The sequence below is a fragment of the Candidatus Microthrix subdominans genome, assembly GCA_016719385.1.
Lineage (GTDB): Bacteria > Actinomycetota > Acidimicrobiia > Acidimicrobiales > Microtrichaceae > Microthrix > Microthrix subdominans.
In genome coordinates this window covers 105,719-122,378 of sequence record JADJZA010000011.1, presented here as the reverse complement: position 1 = coordinate 122,378, position 16,660 = coordinate 105,719, and the positions used below count along the sequence as shown (strand labels likewise).

The 16,660-nt window shown below is 70.5% G+C and carries 15 protein-coding genes and 3 pseudogenes; 8 read left to right on the top strand and 10 right to left on the bottom strand.

The genetic code is table 11. The features are described from left to right. A complete protein-coding gene (locus tag IPN02_19405) occupies positions 1 to 876 on the top strand; it encodes an SDR family oxidoreductase (GenBank protein MBK9298949.1) in 876 nt (291 codons plus the stop codon). Positions 877 to 921: 45 nt separating this feature from the next. Continuing rightward, positions 922 to 1,866 (top strand): alpha/beta hydrolase, encoded by a 945-nt coding sequence (locus tag IPN02_19400; protein ID MBK9298948.1) that lies wholly within the window; start codon positions 922 to 924, stop codon positions 1,864 to 1,866. Between the two features lie 37 nt (positions 1,867 to 1,903). Here the strand turns inward: IPN02_19400 and IPN02_19395 are convergent, their stop codons facing one another. Next, the gene (locus IPN02_19395) at positions 1,904 to 2,236 is read right to left on the bottom strand and encodes a hypothetical protein (GenBank protein ID MBK9298947.1); all 333 of its coding nucleotides are present in this window, start codon (positions 2,234 to 2,236) and stop codon (positions 1,904 to 1,906) included. A gap of 50 nt (positions 2,237 to 2,286) precedes the next feature. Here IPN02_19395 and IPN02_19390 point away from each other — a divergent pair, with 50 nt between their 5' ends. After that, complete coding sequence (locus IPN02_19390; GenBank protein MBK9298946.1) at positions 2,287 to 3,510, top strand: AMP-binding protein; 1,224 nt, start codon at positions 2,287 to 2,289, stop codon at positions 3,508 to 3,510. Here IPN02_19390 and IPN02_19385 read toward each other — a convergent pair. The 4 genes and pseudogenes from IPN02_19385 to IPN02_19370 form a co-directional block, all read right to left on the bottom strand. Continuing rightward, positions 3,473 to 4,806: pseudogene (locus IPN02_19385) on the bottom strand (FAD-dependent oxidoreductase). The gene IPN02_19390 and the pseudogene IPN02_19385 overlap by 38 nt on opposite strands. Then, the gene (locus IPN02_19380; GenBank protein ID MBK9298945.1) at positions 4,803 to 5,522 is read right to left on the bottom strand and encodes a transposase; all 720 of its coding nucleotides are present in this window, start codon (positions 5,520 to 5,522) and stop codon (positions 4,803 to 4,805) included. Before IPN02_19380 ends, IPN02_19385 begins: the two are co-directional and overlap by 4 nt. A gap of 404 nt (positions 5,523 to 5,926) precedes the next feature. Further along, complete coding sequence (locus tag IPN02_19375) at positions 5,927 to 6,637, bottom strand: deoxyribose-phosphate aldolase (GenBank protein MBK9298944.1); 711 nt, start codon at positions 6,635 to 6,637, stop codon at positions 5,927 to 5,929. A gap of 7 nt (positions 6,638 to 6,644) precedes the next feature. Continuing rightward, entirely contained in the window at positions 6,645 to 7,298 is a 654-nt protein-coding gene (locus IPN02_19370) for a phosphoribosylanthranilate isomerase (protein ID MBK9298943.1), read from the bottom strand. A gap of 194 nt (positions 7,299 to 7,492) precedes the next feature. Here IPN02_19370 and IPN02_19365 point away from each other — a divergent pair, with 194 nt between their 5' ends. The 3 genes and pseudogenes from IPN02_19365 (at position 7,493) to rpiB (ending at position 9,390) form a co-directional block, all read left to right on the top strand. After that, the gene (locus IPN02_19365) at positions 7,493 to 8,050 is read left to right on the top strand and encodes a DnaJ domain-containing protein (protein ID MBK9298942.1); all 558 of its coding nucleotides are present in this window, start codon (positions 7,493 to 7,495) and stop codon (positions 8,048 to 8,050) included. 113 nt (positions 8,051 to 8,163) lie between these two features. Next, positions 8,164 to 8,879: pseudogene (locus IPN02_19360) on the top strand (indole-3-glycerol-phosphate synthase). 64 nt (positions 8,880 to 8,943) lie between these two features. Continuing rightward, positions 8,944 to 9,390, top strand: coding sequence for a ribose 5-phosphate isomerase B (gene rpiB, locus IPN02_19355; protein ID MBK9298941.1), 447 nt, complete (start codon positions 8,944 to 8,946; stop codon positions 9,388 to 9,390). 112 nt (positions 9,391 to 9,502) lie between these two features. Here rpiB and IPN02_19350 read toward each other — a convergent pair whose 3' ends face one another. From IPN02_19350 to IPN02_19330, 5 genes are all read right to left on the bottom strand, one after another. Next, on the bottom strand, positions 9,503 to 10,366 hold the full coding sequence (locus IPN02_19350; GenBank protein ID MBK9298940.1) for a class I SAM-dependent methyltransferase: 864 nt from the start codon (positions 10,364 to 10,366) through the stop codon (positions 9,503 to 9,505). Between the two features lie 315 nt (positions 10,367 to 10,681). Then, complete coding sequence (locus tag IPN02_19345; GenBank protein MBK9298939.1) at positions 10,682 to 11,578, bottom strand: DUF1365 domain-containing protein; 897 nt, start codon at positions 11,576 to 11,578, stop codon at positions 10,682 to 10,684. Beyond that, a complete protein-coding gene (locus IPN02_19340) occupies positions 11,575 to 11,829 on the bottom strand; it encodes a hypothetical protein (protein MBK9298938.1) in 255 nt (84 codons plus the stop codon). The genes IPN02_19345 and IPN02_19340 overlap by 4 nt, the downstream gene beginning before the upstream one ends. Positions 11,830 to 11,889: 60 nt before the next feature. Then, positions 11,890 to 12,906, bottom strand: a complete 1,017-nt coding sequence (locus IPN02_19335) for an FAD-dependent oxidoreductase (protein ID MBK9298937.1) — start codon at positions 12,904 to 12,906, stop codon at positions 11,890 to 11,892. Further along, on the bottom strand, positions 12,839 to 13,933 hold the full coding sequence (locus IPN02_19330) for a hypothetical protein (GenBank protein ID MBK9298936.1): 1,095 nt from the start codon (positions 13,931 to 13,933) through the stop codon (positions 12,839 to 12,841). The genes IPN02_19335 and IPN02_19330 overlap by 68 nt, the downstream gene beginning before the upstream one ends. A gap of 81 nt (positions 13,934 to 14,014) precedes the next feature. Between IPN02_19330 and IPN02_19325 the strand changes: the two are divergent. Together IPN02_19325 and IPN02_19320 are read left to right on the top strand one after the other, a co-directional pair. Continuing rightward, positions 14,015 to 15,699: pseudogene (locus tag IPN02_19325) on the top strand (YdiU family protein). 84 nt (positions 15,700 to 15,783) lie between these two features. Further along, entirely contained in the window at positions 15,784 to 16,644 is an 861-nt protein-coding gene (locus tag IPN02_19320; GenBank protein ID MBK9298935.1) for an enoyl-CoA hydratase, read from the top strand. Positions 16,645 to 16,660: the final 16 nt, after the last annotated feature.

Genomic DNA, 16,660 nt, shown 5'->3' with positions numbered 1-16,660 from the left:
ATGCCGTCCGGCCTCCCCACACCTCCCCCGCTGGGCGCCGCCGCGCTGCCGGCGGGCACCTACGACGGTTCGGTCGTGCTCGTCACCGGCGGCGGCACCGGCCTGGGCGCCGCCATCGCCGCCGAGTTCGCCCGCCTCGGTGCCGACCTGGTCGTCGCCAGCCGCAACCCCGATCACCTCGCCGCCGCCGAGGCCGCCCTCGGTCCGCTCGGCGGGCGGGTGCTCACTGTCCGCTGCGACATTCGCGACGCCGACGCGGTGAGCGCCGCTTTCGAAGCGGCCACCGACGCGTTCGGCCTGCCCAACGTGCTCGTCAACAACGCGGCGGCCAACTTCCCCTCCCCCGCCGAGGACCTGTCGCCCAACGCCTGGCGCACGGTGGTCGACATCACCCTCAACGGCACCTACCTGTGCTCCCGAGAGTTCGGTCGGCGTCACCTGGCCGCCGGCACCCCGGGGTCGATCGTCTGCGTCGGCGCGTCGTATGCCTGGACCGGCGGCCCCGGCTTCGCCCACTCCTCGGCCGCCAAGGCCGGGGTGAAGAACCTGGTCGAGACCCTCGCCGTCGAATGGGGCCCCTACGGCATCCAGGTGAACGGCCTGGTTCCTGGCCTGATGCCCCACGAGGACATGACCGCCGACATCCGCACCAACCTCGACCGCAACCAGGCCCGGGCCCGCAGCCAGCCCGCGCTGCGCCTCGGTGAGCCGCGCGAGCTGGGGTGGGCGGCCACGTTTCTGGCATCGCCGTACGGGCGTTTCATCTCCGGCCACTCCCTGGTGGTCGACGGCGCCAACTGGCAGCGCCGACATCTGACCAACCCCGACGTCGTCACCGTGCGCGACCAACTTGGCCGGGGCCCCTTCGAGCCCTGAGGTTCGGGCCCCAGCGCCCGACGGCCACGCCCTATCGTCGGGGCGGTGACGACCGACGCCGACTCGCTTCCCCGCTGGTTCGAACGGGCCACCACCTCGCTTCCCACCGAGCACCGGGTCGCCTCCGGCGGGGCGGACATCCACTACCTGGCCTGGGGCCCGCCGGGTGCGCCCGGCCTGGTGTTCGTGCACGGCGGCGCCGCCCACGCTCACTGGTGGAGCTTTCTGGTGCCGCTCCTGGCCGACGATCACCGGGTGGCCGCCATCGACCTGTCCGGGCACGGCGACTCGGCCCGGCGTGACGAATACACCCTCGACGCCTGGTGCGACGAGGTGATGGCGGTGGCCAACGACGCCGACATGGCGCCCAAGCCGGTCGTTGTCGGGCACTCGATGGGCGGGTTCGTCTCGATCGCCACCGCCGCCCGGCACGGCGACGAGCTGACCGGCATCGTCATCCTCGACTCGCCGGTGTCCCGGCCCGACCCCGAGGTCGAGGCCTCCCGGGTGGGCAAGCTGTTCGCCAACCGCAAGGTGTACGACGACTACGAGGATGCGGTCGCCCGGTTCCGTACCGTGCCCGAACAGGCCCACTACGTGCCCGAGGTGCTCGACTGGGTGGCCCGCCACTCGCTCGTCCCGTTCCACCCCGACGACTCAGGCGCCGACGCCGGATCGGTCACCCTGGCCGGTTGGACGTGGAAGTTCGACCCGGAGATCTTCGTGCCGCCCCGCTCCGCGCCCCGGGACCTGCTCGATCAGGTGAGCTGCCGGGTGGCGCTGTTTCGGGCCGAGGACGGTCTGGTCACCCCCGACATCGGCGCCTACATGTACGAGCGACTGGGCCGCCGGGCACCGGTGGTCGAAATCCCCGAGGCCGGCCATCACCTGATGCTCGACCAGCCGCTCAGCCTGCTGACGGCGCTGCGCACGCTGCTGGCCGACTGGGACCACTCCCGACCCGCCGGCCCGGCGCCCGAGCGGGCCTGACCGTGCTGCTGGGCGACGAGCTCGACGCCGCTGCGCGTCACGCACCCCGCACGATGGCCCTGGCCTTCGGAGAGCGCAGCTGGACCTTCGCCGAGTGGAACCGGGCCTCGCTGGCGCTGGCGGCGCGGGTGAGCGCCGAGGTCGCCCCCGGCGCCCGCGTGGCGGTGCTGGCCCACAACCACCCGACGGTGGCGCTGGCCCTCAGCGCCGTGCCACGTGCCCGACGGGTGCTGTCGCTCCCCAACCAGCGCCTGCACCCCGCCGAGATCGCCGACGTGCTCACCGATGTCGACGCCGCCCTGGTGATCGGCCCCGACAACCTGGTCGACCCGGTGGTCGCCCGCCTCAACGCGCGAGGCTCGAGCCCCATGCGCTGGAGACTGCCGCAGATCGACGACCTGCTCGTCGAGGTCCCCACGGGTGTCGGGCCCGGCTACCGCCCGTCGGTCACCGCCGGGCCGCCGCGCTCGCCCGCACGACCCGGCCTGGATCATCCACACGTCGGGCACCACCGGCACCCCCAAGGGGGTCGTGCTCACGCATGCCTCGCTGCTCGCCGGCGCCACCACCGCGCTGTTCGGGCGCCCGGTCGGCGCAACCGACACCTACCTGTACCCGTTCCCGTTGTGTCACGTGTCGGCCCACAATGTGCTGGCGCTGCACCTGGCCCGTCGCCCGGTCGTCCTCGCCGAGCGCTTCGAGGCCGGCCTGTTCTGGGACCTCACCCGCCGCTTCGGCGCCACGATGGCCAGCCTGGCGCCCACCATGCTGGCGATGCTGCTCGACGATCCCGCAACCGACTCGGTGCCGCCGGGAACCCTGCGCGCGGTCGGGTACGGCGCCTCGGCGATCACCCCCGAGCTGCTCACCGAGGCGTCGGTCCGCCTGGGGTGTGAGTTCTCCGGCGGCTACGGCATGACCGAGGCCTCGGGCAACGCCGTGTTCCTCGACGCCGCCAGCCACCGCTCCGCGCTCGGGAGCGAACCGCGCCTGCTCGCGGCGGCCGGCTTCCCCGGTCCGCTCACCCGCGTTCGTGTCACGCCGATCCCCGGCTCTGAGCCACCCACCGGTCGGGCGGCGGCTCTCGAGCCGGACGCAACAACTGAGGTCGCCTCCGGCGAGGCCGGCCAGATCGAGCTGGCCGGTCCGCAGGTGGCCGCCGGCTATTGGAACCGTCCCGAGGCCTCCGCCGACACCTTCGGCGCCGACGGCTGGCTGCGCACCGGCGACCTGGGCCGCCTCGATACTGACGGGCGGCTGTGGGTGACCGACCGGCTCAAAGACCTGGTGATCTCCGGCGGTGAGAACGTGTCGGCCCGCGAGGTGGAGCTGGTGTTGGCGACCCACCCGGCGGTGAAGGCGGTGGCAGTGGTCGGTACCCCCGATGCCCGCTGGGGCGAGGTGGTGACCGCCGTCGTCGTGCCCCATCCCGGTCGCAGCGCCGACGTCGACGAGCTGCGCGCCTACGTCCGCAACTCGATGGCTCCGTTCAAGGTGCCCAAACGGATCGCGCTGGTCGCTGCGCTGCCCCAGAACGCCACCGGAAAGATCGACAAGGTGGCGCTGCGATCCACCCTCGCCCACCCTGAGGCCGGGCCGGTTTCGGCTACAGCTTCTCGCCCAACACGCGGGCGGCGATCGTGATCGGATCGAACACCGGCGAGAACGGCGGGGCGTAGCTGAGGTCGACGTCGGCCAGCTGCTCGGCGGTCATCTCGTTCGACAGCGCCGTCGCCGCAGTGTCGATGCGCTTGGCCGAACCGGCTCCCCCCACGATGAAACAGCCGAGCAGCCGGCCCGTGCCCCGCTCGGCCACCATGTTCACCCGCACCTGCTCGGCGGTCGGGTAGTAGCCGGCGGTCGTCGACGAGGTGATCGTCGTGGCGACTGCGTCGAAGCCGGCATCGATCGCCTCGTCCAGGTTGAGGCCGGTCATCCCGATCTCCACCCCGCACAGCTTCAGCACCGCCGTGCCGAGGATGCCGGGGAAGCGGGCATCGCCGCCGCCCAGGTTGGTGCCCGCCACCCGCCCCTGCCGGTTGGCGGTGGTCCCCAACGGCACGTAGGCCAGCTCGCCCGAGATGCGGTGCCGGGCCACGCAACAGTCGCCGGCGGCGAAGATGGCCTCGGCACTGGTTTGTTGGCGGTCGTCGGTGACGATGCCGTCCTTCGGGCCCGTCTCCAATCCGGCCCGCACGGCCAGGTCGGTGTTCGGCGCCACGCCGAGGCCGAGCACGACCAGGTCGGCGGGATACTCGCCGTCGTCGGTCGTCACCCGGTCGGTTTCGATCGTGTTGACGCCGGCGCCGGTGCGGAGCTCGACCCCGATGCCCTCGATGCCGGCGCGCAGGTCCTCGGCCAGGTCGGCGGGCAGCCGCAGGATGGCCTGGTCGCCGGCCTCGAGCATCGTCACCTTGGCGCCCCGGTTGGCGAAGGCCTCGGCCAGCTCGACGCCGATGTACCCGGCACCGATCAGGGCCACCCGGCAGCCCTCGGCCCGCTCGGCCTCGGCGAGCAGCGGCGGCACAGCATCCAGGTGCTGCACCCCGTACACGTGGGGGGCATCGATGCCGTCGATCGGCGGGCGCACCGGGGTGGCGCCGGTGCCGATCATCAACTGGTCGTAACCCTCCCACCGCTCGGCCCCGGTCTCCAGCTCGCGCACTTTGACCCGGGCACCGTTGATGTCGATCTCGGTCGCCTCGGTGGCCATCTTCACGTCGATGCCGTGCTCGGCGTGTTCCGCCGGCGTGCGGGCGACCAGGTCCTCGATCGAGTCGACGTCGCCGCCGAGCACGTAGGGAATGCCGCAGGCCGCGAAACTCGTGTGCTCGCCCCGCTCGAAGGCCACCACGTCGAGGGACGGCTTCCGTCGCTTAGCGCGGACGCAGCCGACATCCCGGCGGCGTCACCACCGATCACCAGTAGTCGTTCGCTCATCTGTGTCGGGACTCCTCGTCGTCGGTTGGGCTCGACGACGGAGTCGCCGACGACAGTTCTACCCGACCGCCGCGTTCGTTCGCCCATGGGATCGGCGAAGAACGACACGATGCACGCCCTTCGCCACCGTGTCGAAGAATGATCCCTTGAAGCCCAGGAACGAATTTCGCACCGGCGACGATCGAACGCACACGCTGGGTTGGACGGTCGGCCGGCTCCATGCGGCGCCGTCGCGACAGACGGCGGCGGGCGTCTCGGCGATCCCGGCCGCCGAAGCCGGCAGGGGGCGGGGTGAAATGGGCCACCCAACGGGGGTGATCCTCGAACCAGGCCGTGGTGTGCTTCGACCGGTGCGACGAGCCGTTGTCCAACACCACATGGATCTCCAGGTCCGGGTCGACGACCCGGTCAATCTCGGTCAGAAACCCACAGAAGTTGATCGAGTCGTTCTTGACGTCGATCGGCTGCGCGAGGACCTGACCGGAATGCACATCCATGGCGGCGAACAACGACGCGGTGCCGTGACGGCCGTACTCGAACTCGCGTCGCCGGTGCCGACCGGGCCGGGCGATCTGACGTATCGACACTCCCTCCGCACACAACAAGATGATCCGGGCCCGTTGCACGTCGCGGACCGGCATCGTCGTGGAACGCGCCCTCGCCTCCAGCTCGACTCTGGTCTGGTCGTCCAACACGACCGCAGCGACTTTGAACACTGTGTGGCTCCCCTGATCGGCAAGCCGACCAGATTTCACGCGTGTTATTTGCGCAGGGCGGCGCTGGCGGGGACTGCAATTAAGAGAGCGGCGAGGCCCACGGCCGCCAGCATGGCGCTGGTCGGGGCAAGGAGATTTCGAAATCGAACAAACATGGGTCCGCCTTCAAAGCGTAGAGAGCATCCCGAAGTTTGACGATATTGAAGGGGGAACTCAACAGGTGACCCCGGGGTGTCATCACACCACGGATTTGTGCACTCTGTGAGTAAATCTTGTGCCGGTCTGGGCGAGCATGTCGTGCGGCTGATGAATTTGGCTGCGACGTCAGCAACAATGACGCGACGACGCCTTGTCAATCGGTATCAGCGACCGGGACCTCCTCGCTGCATCGATCCCCGGGGGTCTCAAGCGAAGACGGGGTCCTCAAGGATGGCCCGGGAGGCCGAGGCACCGATACGGGTGGCACCAGCGTCGACCATCGCCAAGGCGTCGGCCGCACTGCGGATGCCGCCCGAGGCCTTCACCCCCACCGAGCCCGATCCCCGACCGGCGACCGCAGCGGCCATCAGCGCCACCGCCTCGGTGGTCGCTCCCCCGGCGGGATGAAACCCGGTCGACGTCTTCACCAGGTCGGCCCCGGCATCGGCGACCGTCCGACAGGCGCCGGTGAGCAGGCCACTCCCCCGGTCCCCGAGCGCCAGGATGGCGGCGCTCTCCAGGATCACCTTGAGCACGATCCCCGGACCGATCGCAGCGCGGATGGCCTCGGTTTCGACAGCGAGGGCTTCAAGGTCTCCCCCGGCGACCGCAGCCAGGTCGGCGACGACGTCCACCTCCGAGGCCCCGGCGGCCACCGCCACCGACGCCTCGGCGGCCTTGATCGCCACCACGTGGGCGCCGGAGGGGAACCCCACCACCGACGCGACCGCCGGTCGAGCCTCGCCCGCACCGATGAGGAGGTCGGTCACCAGACGCGCCCGCGAGGGCGAGACGCAGACCGCCCCCACCCCCAGGTCGACGGCTTCGGTGACGAGAGCCTCGACCTCGCCGGCCGACGCTGTCGGCATCAGCAAGGTGTGATCGATGATGGCGGCCAGCGCATCCCGGGAGGTCATCGGCGCACTACTCCTCATACCCGTCGAAGGGGCCGGGGCCCTGAACACGGGCCACCGGATCCTCGGCGTCGCGGGCGGCATGGATGAACGCCCGCACCAGGCGCGGGTCCTTGACTCCCGGCGTCAGCTCCACGCCGGTCGACACGTCCACGCCCCACGGACGCACCACCGTGACGCCGTCGGCGACGTTGTCCGGGGTCAACCCGCCTGCCAGGATCACCCGCCGGTTGGACGGCATGCCTTCGGTGAGCGACCAGTCGAACACCTCGCCCGAACCGGGGGCATGACCGTCGAGCAACAGCGCGTCGGCTCCGAAGCGATCGAAGTGGCCCAGCGGCGAGGACCCGGCAGCCATGGCGACGATCAACACCGGAAAGCTCGGCCGGATGCGGTCGGCCATCTCGGGGGTTTCGTGCCCGTGCAGTTGCACCCCCCGGCATCCGGCCCGCAGTGCCAGGTCGACCACCCGGTCCGGGGCCTCGTCCCGAAACACGCCCACCGCCAGCACGTCCGGGGGAAGTCGCTTGATGATGTCGGCGGCCGCTGCTGGGGTGATCTGGCGGGACGACCGAGCGAAAACGAAACCCAAGGCGTCGGCCCCCAGGGCCACGGCCATCAGCGCGTCCTCCTCGTTGGTGATGCCACAGATCTTGACGAACACTCAGTTCACTCCCGCCTCGGTTTGCTGATCGTTCGTATGCAACCGGTTCACGACGCCTTGACTCCCGCCTCGGTTTGCTGATCGTTCGTATGCAACCGGTTCACGACGCCTTGACTCCCGCCTCGGTTTGCTGCAGCTCGCACGCTACCCCTCGGCGCCTGGGTGGCGACCGGACCGGCCGGTACGATCGAGGGGTGACGCTCTACGACACGATCGGCGCCCACTCCGGCGACGACGCCCCCACCCTGCGTCGCGCCTATCTGGCCCAGGTGCGCAGGTCCCACCCCGACGTCGGACCGCCAACCGAGCGGGCGATGCGGGAGGCCAAGATGCGGGAGCTGAACGCGGCCTGGGCGGTGCTCTCCGACGAGGACCGGCGAGCCAACTACGACGACACCCTCACCAGCAGCGGGGGCGGCAGTTTCTCCGCCGGACGCAGCGGTGCGGCCACCCCACCGCGTCCCCAGCGGCCCTTTCGACCGCTGCACCCCGACGACGACGATACCGGCTGGCGGGAGGAGTCCGACGCCGGCGTGCCCGGCACCGCCATCCACCCGCTGCTGCAGTTCGTGCCGGTCGGGTTCGGGCTCGCCGCCGTGCTCACGCTGCTGGCCAGCTTCGTCACCCACCAAGATCGGTTGGTCGGTCTGGCGGTCGTCTTCGGCTTTCTAGCCGGCGTCGCTTTCCTTTTGGTTCCGTTGTTGGCCATGCTGGCCGGCGCACGAGCCGAGAATTCCAGCTCGCGCCGCTGAGGCACCCCGCCGCTCACCAGAACGACAGGACGATCCACGTGGCCACCTACCTCGACGACATCCTCGCCGCGCACCGCAGGGCCGCCGCCGATGACCAGCGTTCGCTGTCCGGGCTGATCGAGCAGGCCAAGGCGATGGCGCCCACCGTGCCAGCCGCCGATGCCCTGACCGCCGGCGACCGGCTGGCCGTGATCGCCGAGGTGAAGCGGGCCAGCCCGTCCAAGGGCGACCTGCACCCCAACCTCAACCCGGCCCGCCTGGCGGCCACCTACGGGGAGGCCGGTGCAGCGATGGTGTCGGTACTCACCGACGAGGACTTCTTCGCGGCTCGGCGGCCGACCTGGCCGCCGCCCGGTCGGGTTTCGTCGGGCCGCTGCTGCGCAAGGACTTCACGGTCTCCGCGCGCGACGTGTGCGATGCCCGGCTGATGGGCGCCGACTGCGTGCTGTTGATCGCCGCGGCGCTCGACGACACCGAGCTCGCCGACTTCGCCGCCCTGGCCGCCGAGATCGGCCTGTCCGCGTTGGTCGAGGCCCACGACGAGGCCGAGGTGGAGCGCGCCGTCGAGGTTGCGGGCGCATCGATGATCGGTGTCAACCAGCGCGACCTGGTGACGTTCAAGGTCGACACCGCGCGTGCGGTGCGGGTGGCGGGGACGATCCCAAGCGACGTCGTCGCCATCGCCGAGTCGGGGGTGACCGGCCCCGCAGACGCACGGCAACTGGCCGACGCCGGCTACCACGCCGTGCTGGTCGGCGAGCACCTGGTCACCTCGCCCGACCCGGCCGCAGCGCTGGCGGCGCTGGCCGTTCCGCGCCGCGTGGGCTGACCTCAGGTTTTTCTGCGCCCGGACCGTATCCGGGCCCTGCAGGTCCCGGCCCTACGATGAGCACATGACCCGCATCGCCATCGGCTCCGACCATGCCGGCTTCGAACTCAAGTCCCACCTGATCGACCTCCTCACCGGCCAGGGTCACGACATCGTCGACCTGGGCACCGACTCGACCGCCAGCGTGGACTACCCGGCGTTCTGCGCCGCCGTGGGCCGCGCCGTGCGCACCGGCGACACGGAGCTCGGCATCGTGCTGGGCGGCAGCGGACAGGGCGAGCAGCTGGCCGCCAACAAGGTGCGCGGCGTGCGCGCTGCGCTGTGCAACTGCCTCTACACCGCCCGCATGGCCCGGGAACACAACGACGCCAACGTGCTGTCGATGGGTGCCCGCGTCGTCGGCGTCGGCCTGGCCGAGGAGATCCTGGCCACCTTCCTCGGCACCGAGTTTGAGGGCGGGCGGCATCAGCGCCGCGTGGACCAGATCAGCGCCCTCGAGGACGAGTTCTAGCCCGACGTTCGGCGAGGTGTGGAGTGAGGTGTGGAGTGAGGTGTGGAGGAGTGGCGGTGAGTTTCACCGCCACTCCTCCACACCCCTGACCCCTCGTTTCGCGGAGCGTTGCTCAGCCGGCGTGCTCCCAGGTCCATTGCTGCACGGAGATGCGGCCCAGCTCGAAGCCAACCTGGCAGTAGGCCAGGTAGTAGCGCCACATGCGCCGAAAGCGATCGTCGAAGCCCATCGCCTCGATGTCGGGCCAGGCGGCCTCGAAGCGGTCCGACCAGTCGGCCAGGGTGCGGGCGTACGACTGACCAAAGTCGAGGACGTCGACCGTGGCCAGACCGGCGGCGTCGGACAGCTTCGAGATCACCTTGGGGGCGGGCAGGCGGCCTCCCGGGAAGATGTACTCCCGGATGAAGTCGTTGCGCTGACGGTAGGTGTCCCACAGGCCGTCGTCGATCGTGATGATCTGGAAGGTCGCCCGTCCACCGGGCTTCAGGCAGCGGGCGACGGTGTCGAACAGCTCGGGCCAGCGGTCCTGCTCGATCGACTCGATCATCTCGATCGAGACGATGGCGTCGTAGCGGCCGGTGGCATCGGCAAAGTCGCGTAGCTGGAAGTCGCTGGCGTGGCTCCAGCCGCCCTGCGCCGCCCGCTTCTCGGCGTAGTCCAACTGTTCCTGGGCGATCGTCACGCCGGTGATCCGGGCGCCCACAGCGGTGGCGGCCTCGGCGAAGCTGCCCCAGCCGCAGCCGATCTCCAACACGTTGGAGCCGGCGGTGATGCCGGCCCGGTCGAGCACCCGGGCGTACTTGGCCCGTTGGGCTTCGGCCAGGTCGTCGGTGCCGTCGTAGAAGCCGGAGGAGTAGGTGACCGAGGGGTCGAGCCACTGCTCGTAGAACCGGTTGCCCAGGTTGTAGTGGTCGGCCATGGCGTCGACGGCACCGCCGCGACGCCGGGGTCGCCGATCCCACACCGACGAACCCACGACGCTGCACGTTGGAGCCGAGCGAGCTGGCGTTGGACCGGTCGACCGACGCAGCGGCCAACTTGAGGAAGGCCGGTAGATCATCGGTGTCCCACTGGCCGTCGACATAGCCGGCGCCCAGCCCGGCGGCGCCTTCGGCGACCACCCGGCGGGCGAGGGCCGGGTCGTGGGCCACCAGCGTGGCCTCCGGACCCGCGGCTGCGCCCCGATGGGTGCTGCACGTTCCGTCGGGCGTGGTCAGGTGGAGGGTGCCGGTGGTGACCCGACTCGCGATCGTTCGGGCGAGACCGGCGGCGAGCCGGTCGGAGGTGGAGCTCATCGTGAACTTCCTTTCGGGATTCGACGGACCGTGCTGTTGGGTGGACGGAAGTCGCAGTAGCGGCGGGCGCCGACCGGGCAGCCGGTGCCGGCGGTCGTGGGACGCTGCGGCGGTTCGGGAACGCTGCGGTAGGCGAACGCCCTTGCGCCAGATGCGCAGGGCCTGGAAGTGGATGCCGACGACGGCCTTTGGGCCATCGCCGGGGTGTGGGCGACGGCGGCGAGGGTGCCCAGCGTGGTGAAGGGCCGCCGCACCCCGGCAAAGGAGGCTGTCAGCAACGGGCCGTCATCGTCGCGGTAGACGATGCGGACCGACACCGGGGAACCTGGTCGTGCTGTGGGCGGAACGATCCGAAAGTCGTAGCGGCCGTCGCGGTCAAAGAACGGGGAGACGTGCATGGTCTTGTCGGCGCGCTGGCGCCAAGGAGTGTGCTGGGGGTCGTCGATCGGCGCCACGTAGGCGTGTCGGTCGCCGAAGGTGTTGCGCACCTCGTGGATCAACGCGCTGGGGGTCCCGTCGGCAAAATGCAGGAACCAGACGGTGATCGGGTCGAAACCGAACCCGAAGGTGCGCGGCATGCACAGCAGGCGAATCGGCCCTTCCGCTGCGGCGGCGTCGATGCCGGCGTCGGCGAGCCGCTCGACCGCCCAGGGGCGCAGCGGCGACCCGTCGGCGGCGCCATGATCGGCGGTATGAAAGCCGATCGGCGAATGGCGGTCGACCCCAAAGCCGCGCACCTCGGCGTCGAGTCGATCGAGTTCGTCCAGGTCGAACAGGCCCATCATCATCGAAGAGTCGAAGCGGTGAGTCACCGGGCGATGGCGCACGTGGCGGACCCGACCGACGTACCACCCGGAGGCCAGGCCGCCGAGTTCGACCGAGCCCGAGTTCATACCAGTTCCTTCGCCCGGGCCGTCTCGGTGACGATCGAGGCCGGCCGGTCGACGCGTCGGATGAGCTCCCAGGGCACGTCGCCGCCGAGCGCCTGTCCGACGGCAAGGCCGGATTCGGCCCCATCCTCGTGAAAGCCGTAGCCGCACCAGGCGCCGCAATGCCACACCGAGCCGAGGCCCTGAATCGTCGGCAGCACCCGCTGGGCGGCGGCCGACTCCGCCGACATCACCGGATGGGTGTAGTCCCGCACCCGCAGGACACACTCGGGACGGGTCGGGGGTTCAAGGTGACGAACAGGTCGGTGTCGCACTCAAGCGGCTGCAGACGGTTCATCCAATACGTCACCGTGACCTCCTCCGACGGTGTCCCCGAGACGTTCCATGCCGACCAGTGGCTGCGTCGGCTGCGGCATCCAGGTCGGATCGGAATGCAGATATGCCCGATTGGGGCTGAAACGAAACCGGCCGAGAACGTCGCGCTCGGTGGGGGTTGCATCGTCGCCAAGCAAGGCCAGGGAGACGTCGGCGTGGGTGCCGAGCACCACCCGGTCGGCGCTCCAGGACTGTCCGTCCGCCGCGGAGACGACGACGGCGTCGCCCACCCGGGTGACGCTGCACACCGACACGCCGTGACGAACCTCGCCGGCGAGCGAGCCGACCAGCGCGTCGACGTAGCTGGCGCTGCCACCGGCCAGCGTCGACCACCGGGGGCGGTTCCGCAGGCGAAAGAGGCCGTGCTGGTGGAAAAAGGCGATCAGCGAGCGGGCGGGCATCGCTGCGACGTCGATGTCCGGCGAGGACCAGATGGCGGCCGCCATCGGGTACAGGTAGCGATCGCGAAACTCGGGCGAGAATCGGGCGGACAGCTCGGCCAGCGTGATGTGGTCGGTGCCGTCCGCAGACGCGGCGGCCGCCACCCGACCGAAGTGGACGATGTCCCGGGTCAGCCGAAGGTTGCTGCGTCGGTGCCAGCCGCCGTGGCCCAGCAGGCCACCCAGCGAACCGGAGTACTCGGCCTCGCCGCCCCTCGAACCGGCGGCCGGGCCTCCGGTGAAGGCGAAGGACATGTCGCTCGGGGCACGTTCGACGTCGAGATGCTCGAACAGGGCGACGAGGTTGGGGTAGGTGAGGTCGTTGTGGACGATGAAGCCGGTATCGACCGCCACCTCCGGGCCGTCGGGCCCATCCGGCCGCACGACGGCGGTGTCGCTGTGTCCACCGACGTGATCGCCGCCGTCGAGCACCAACAGATCGGGGTCGTCACGTAGTGCCCAGGCGGCGGAAAGCCCGCCGATACCGGCACCGACGATGATGGTTGAGTGTTTCATCGAGGGAAGTTCGGCGCCGACGACGCGTCTGGATCACCGCTCGATGGCTGACATCCGTCACTCGGTGCCCATCACTGAGCCCGACCGGTGGCTCGGCTCGGGTTCTAGCCCGGTCGACAGCGTGAACGGGTTGCCCGTCGGCCAGGGGTGAGTTCTGCCGGCGTGTCCACGGTGCGATGCAGGTATCCCAGACCTGTCCACCCTCCCCGGCGGCGGGGACGGCCGTGGTGACGCTGGCCCGGTCGGTGCCGTCGACGCTGAGCGCAGCGTCCCGTTGCGGCACCTCGCCGTCGCCTGTGAGGAGGACCAGCCGGGTGGGGGTCACGTTGCCCCGGCTGTCGATGCGCGCCACCAACTCCTGGCCGGTATAGCAGCCCTTGGTGAAGTCGACCGAGGCCTCGACCACCCGGGCCGCAGCCGGGATGGTGTCGGGCCCGATCTCGGTGCCCATCGCCGGCACGCCGCTGGCCACCCGGGCCCGTTCCAGCGCCTGACGCCCCGCATCACCCTCGAGCCTGACGACGTCGTCGGGGAGGGTCGCCCCGTCGCCGATCAGATCGAAGCCCGGGTGCGTCGGCCACGGCGCCGGCGCCACCAGGATCGGGTCGGCTCCGCCGGGTGTGACGTCCTCGGCTGCAGGCACGGCCAAACCGTCCGGCCAGGCGCGCACGGCCAGCGTCGGCACATTGAACCGTGTCGACAGCTCGGCCTTCGTCCGCAGCCAGAAGCGACGCAACCGCTGCTCGACCACCGTGCCGAAACCCGCGTCGACCACCAAATGCACAGTGTCGTCGGCCGCCCGGTGCACGCGCATCCAGGCGCACATCTTGCCCTGGGGCTCCAGCAGCAACGACGGCGCCCACGCCCCCACCGCCAAGCCGGACACGTTCTGGCTGAGCTGCCCCTGGAGGTATCCGACCGCGTCGGGGCCGACTACCTCGATCACGTCCAGCGACGTGTCGGCCGCCCAGGCGCCGGGTCGGGCTTCATCATCGATCTGGTGGGTGTCCGGTGCAACCTGGCTCATGGGCGCAACCTATCGGCCCGGGGCACACTGGACCGCCCGACCCGACCGCCACCCCCTGTGCCGAGCGAGAAGGAACGCACCATGCCCACCCCCGTCTCCACGTCCGGCCATCAGCCCGGCGAGCAGCCACCCGAAGCGCAGTCGACCGAGGCGCAGCCAACCGAGGCACAGCCGACCGGGGCACAGCCGACCGGGGCACAGCCGACCGGGGTGTCGTCATCCAACGGGCTCGAATCCCCAGCGAACACACTCGACCCGGTGATCAACCTCGACGATGGCTTCGCACGCGCCTTTCCCGAGCTCGTCGTCGAGTGGGCGGCAACCGCGGTGCCCGATCCGCAGATCGTGGCGCTCAACGAGCCGCTCGGCGCCGAGCTGGGCCTGAAGGCGCACGCACTCTGCAGCGACGACGGCGTGGCCACGCTGGCCGGCAACCGGGTCCCCGTCGGGGCACGACCGGTTGCCATGAGCTACGCCGGTCACCAGTTCGGCAACTACTCGCCGCGCCTGGGCGACGGTCGGGCGTTGCTGCTCGGCGAACTGGTCGGCCCCGGCGACCGACGCCTCGACGTGCACCTGAAGGGGTCGGGCCGCACCCCGTTCGCTCGCGGGGGCGACGGCAAGGCGACCATCGGCCCCATGCTGCGCGAGTACCTGGTCGCCGAGGCCATGTCGGCGCTCGGGGTGCCGACCACCCGGCCCTGGCGGTCGTTACCACCGGCGAGTCCGTGCGCCGCGACCTGGCCGAACCGGGGGCCGTGCTCACCCGTGTGGCCGCCAGCCACCTCCGGGTCGGCACCTTCGAGTACGCCGCCAGGCTGGGCGTCGATGGGCTGGTGCAGCGGCTGGCCGACTACGCCATCGCCCGCCACCACCCGGAAGCGGCCGCCTCCGAGACGCCCTACCTGGCGTTTCTCGATGCGGTGGTCGGAGCCCAGGCCCAGCTGGTGGCCCGATGGATGCTCACCGGGTTCATCCACGGGGTGATGAACACCGACAACATGACGATCTCCGGCGAGGGCATCGACTACGGGCCGTGCGCGTTCATGGACCGATACAACCCGGCGACCGTGTTCAGCTCGATCGATCACGCCGGTCGTTACGCCTACCGCAATCAGCCTCCGATCGCCACGTGGAACCTGGCCCGGCTCGCTGAGGCCCTGCTTCCGCTCATCGCCGATGAGGTCGGTCGCCCACTCGACGACCAGCCCGGCGACCAGACCGACGAGCCGACGGATCATCCCGCCATCGCCATCGCCACCGACTCGCTCAACCGCTTCGCCACGCGTTACGACCTTGAATGGCGCGCCGGCATGCAGGCCAAGCTCGGCCTCGTCGCAGCGCCCACCGATCCGGAGCTGTTCGCAGACCTGCTCGGCGTGATGGCCGACGACCGGCTCGACTACACCCGGACGTTCCGGCGGCTCGCCCGTTCGTTCGACGATCTCGACGAGGGCGAACCGACCGAACCCGCGTCGTCGGCAGCCCTCCGGTCCTGGGTCGGTCGCTGGCGCGCCCAGCTGTCCGCCGAGGGACGCCCCGTCGGGGTGGTCGCCGAGGAGATGAACGCCCGAAACCCGGCGGTCGTCCCCCGTAACCATCTGGTCGATGAGACGCTGCAGGCCGCCACCGACGGCGATCTTGATCCGTTCAACCGTCTGCTGGTCGTCGTGACCAACCCGTTTGACGAGCCGGACGATCCCCGCATGGCCCAGCCAGCGCCCGAGGAGTTCACGGCACGGTTTCGCACCTTCTGCGGAACCTGACCGCCGGTCGACCGCGCGCCCTCGCTGAGGGGTGCGACCAATGGCATCCGGTCGTGGCCACCGGCGATCTGCCATCGTGGCACCATGGCCGAGTTCGACCCCGTCCGACCCCCTCCCCCGGCATCGGGGGGCGGCCCTGAGGAGCCGTTGGTCCTCATCGACCGAACCCACCCCCAGACGGCGGTGATCACGCTCAACCGCCCCGAGCGCATGAACTCGATGAGCTTCGAACAGATGGTGCCGCTTCACGCCGCGTTCGCCGAGGTGGCGGACGACAACGACACCACCTGCGTCGTGCTCACCGGCACGGGACGCGGCTTCTGCTCCGGTGCCGACACCGGCCCGTCCGAGCCGCCACCCAACATCGAGAACCTGTCGATGAGCCGCATCGCCACCCGGGCCATGTCGCTGCTCGCCGACCTGGTGCCCGCCATGCAACGCATGCCTCAGCCGGTCATCTGCGCCATCAACGGTGCCGCAATCGGCGGTGGGTTCTGTCTCACCCTGGGGGCCGACATCCGCCTGGCCGCCGAGTCCGCCTACTTCAGGGCGGCGGGCACCAACAACGGCCTGACCGCCACCGAACTGGGCCTCAGCTTCCTGTTGCCGCGGGCGATCGGCTCCTCCCGGGCGTTCGAAATCATGCTGTCGGGCCGCGACATCGATGCCCATGAGGCGGCAGCGATGGGCCTGGTCTCGCGGGTGGTACCCGACGATGCCCTGCTGGACGAGGCGCTCGAGCTGGCCGATCGGATCAACGGTTGGAGCGCCCAGGGCATGGCCCTCACCAAGCGCATGATGTGGGCCGGGTTGGAAACCTCCAGCCTGCGGGCGGCCATCGAGATGGAAAGCCACACCCAGTTGTTCGTGCGGATGACCACCGGCAACTTCGAGGAGGCCGCCCGCGCCCGACGGGAGGGTCGGCCGCCAGACTTCCAGGACTGATCACCAGGCGGCGGCG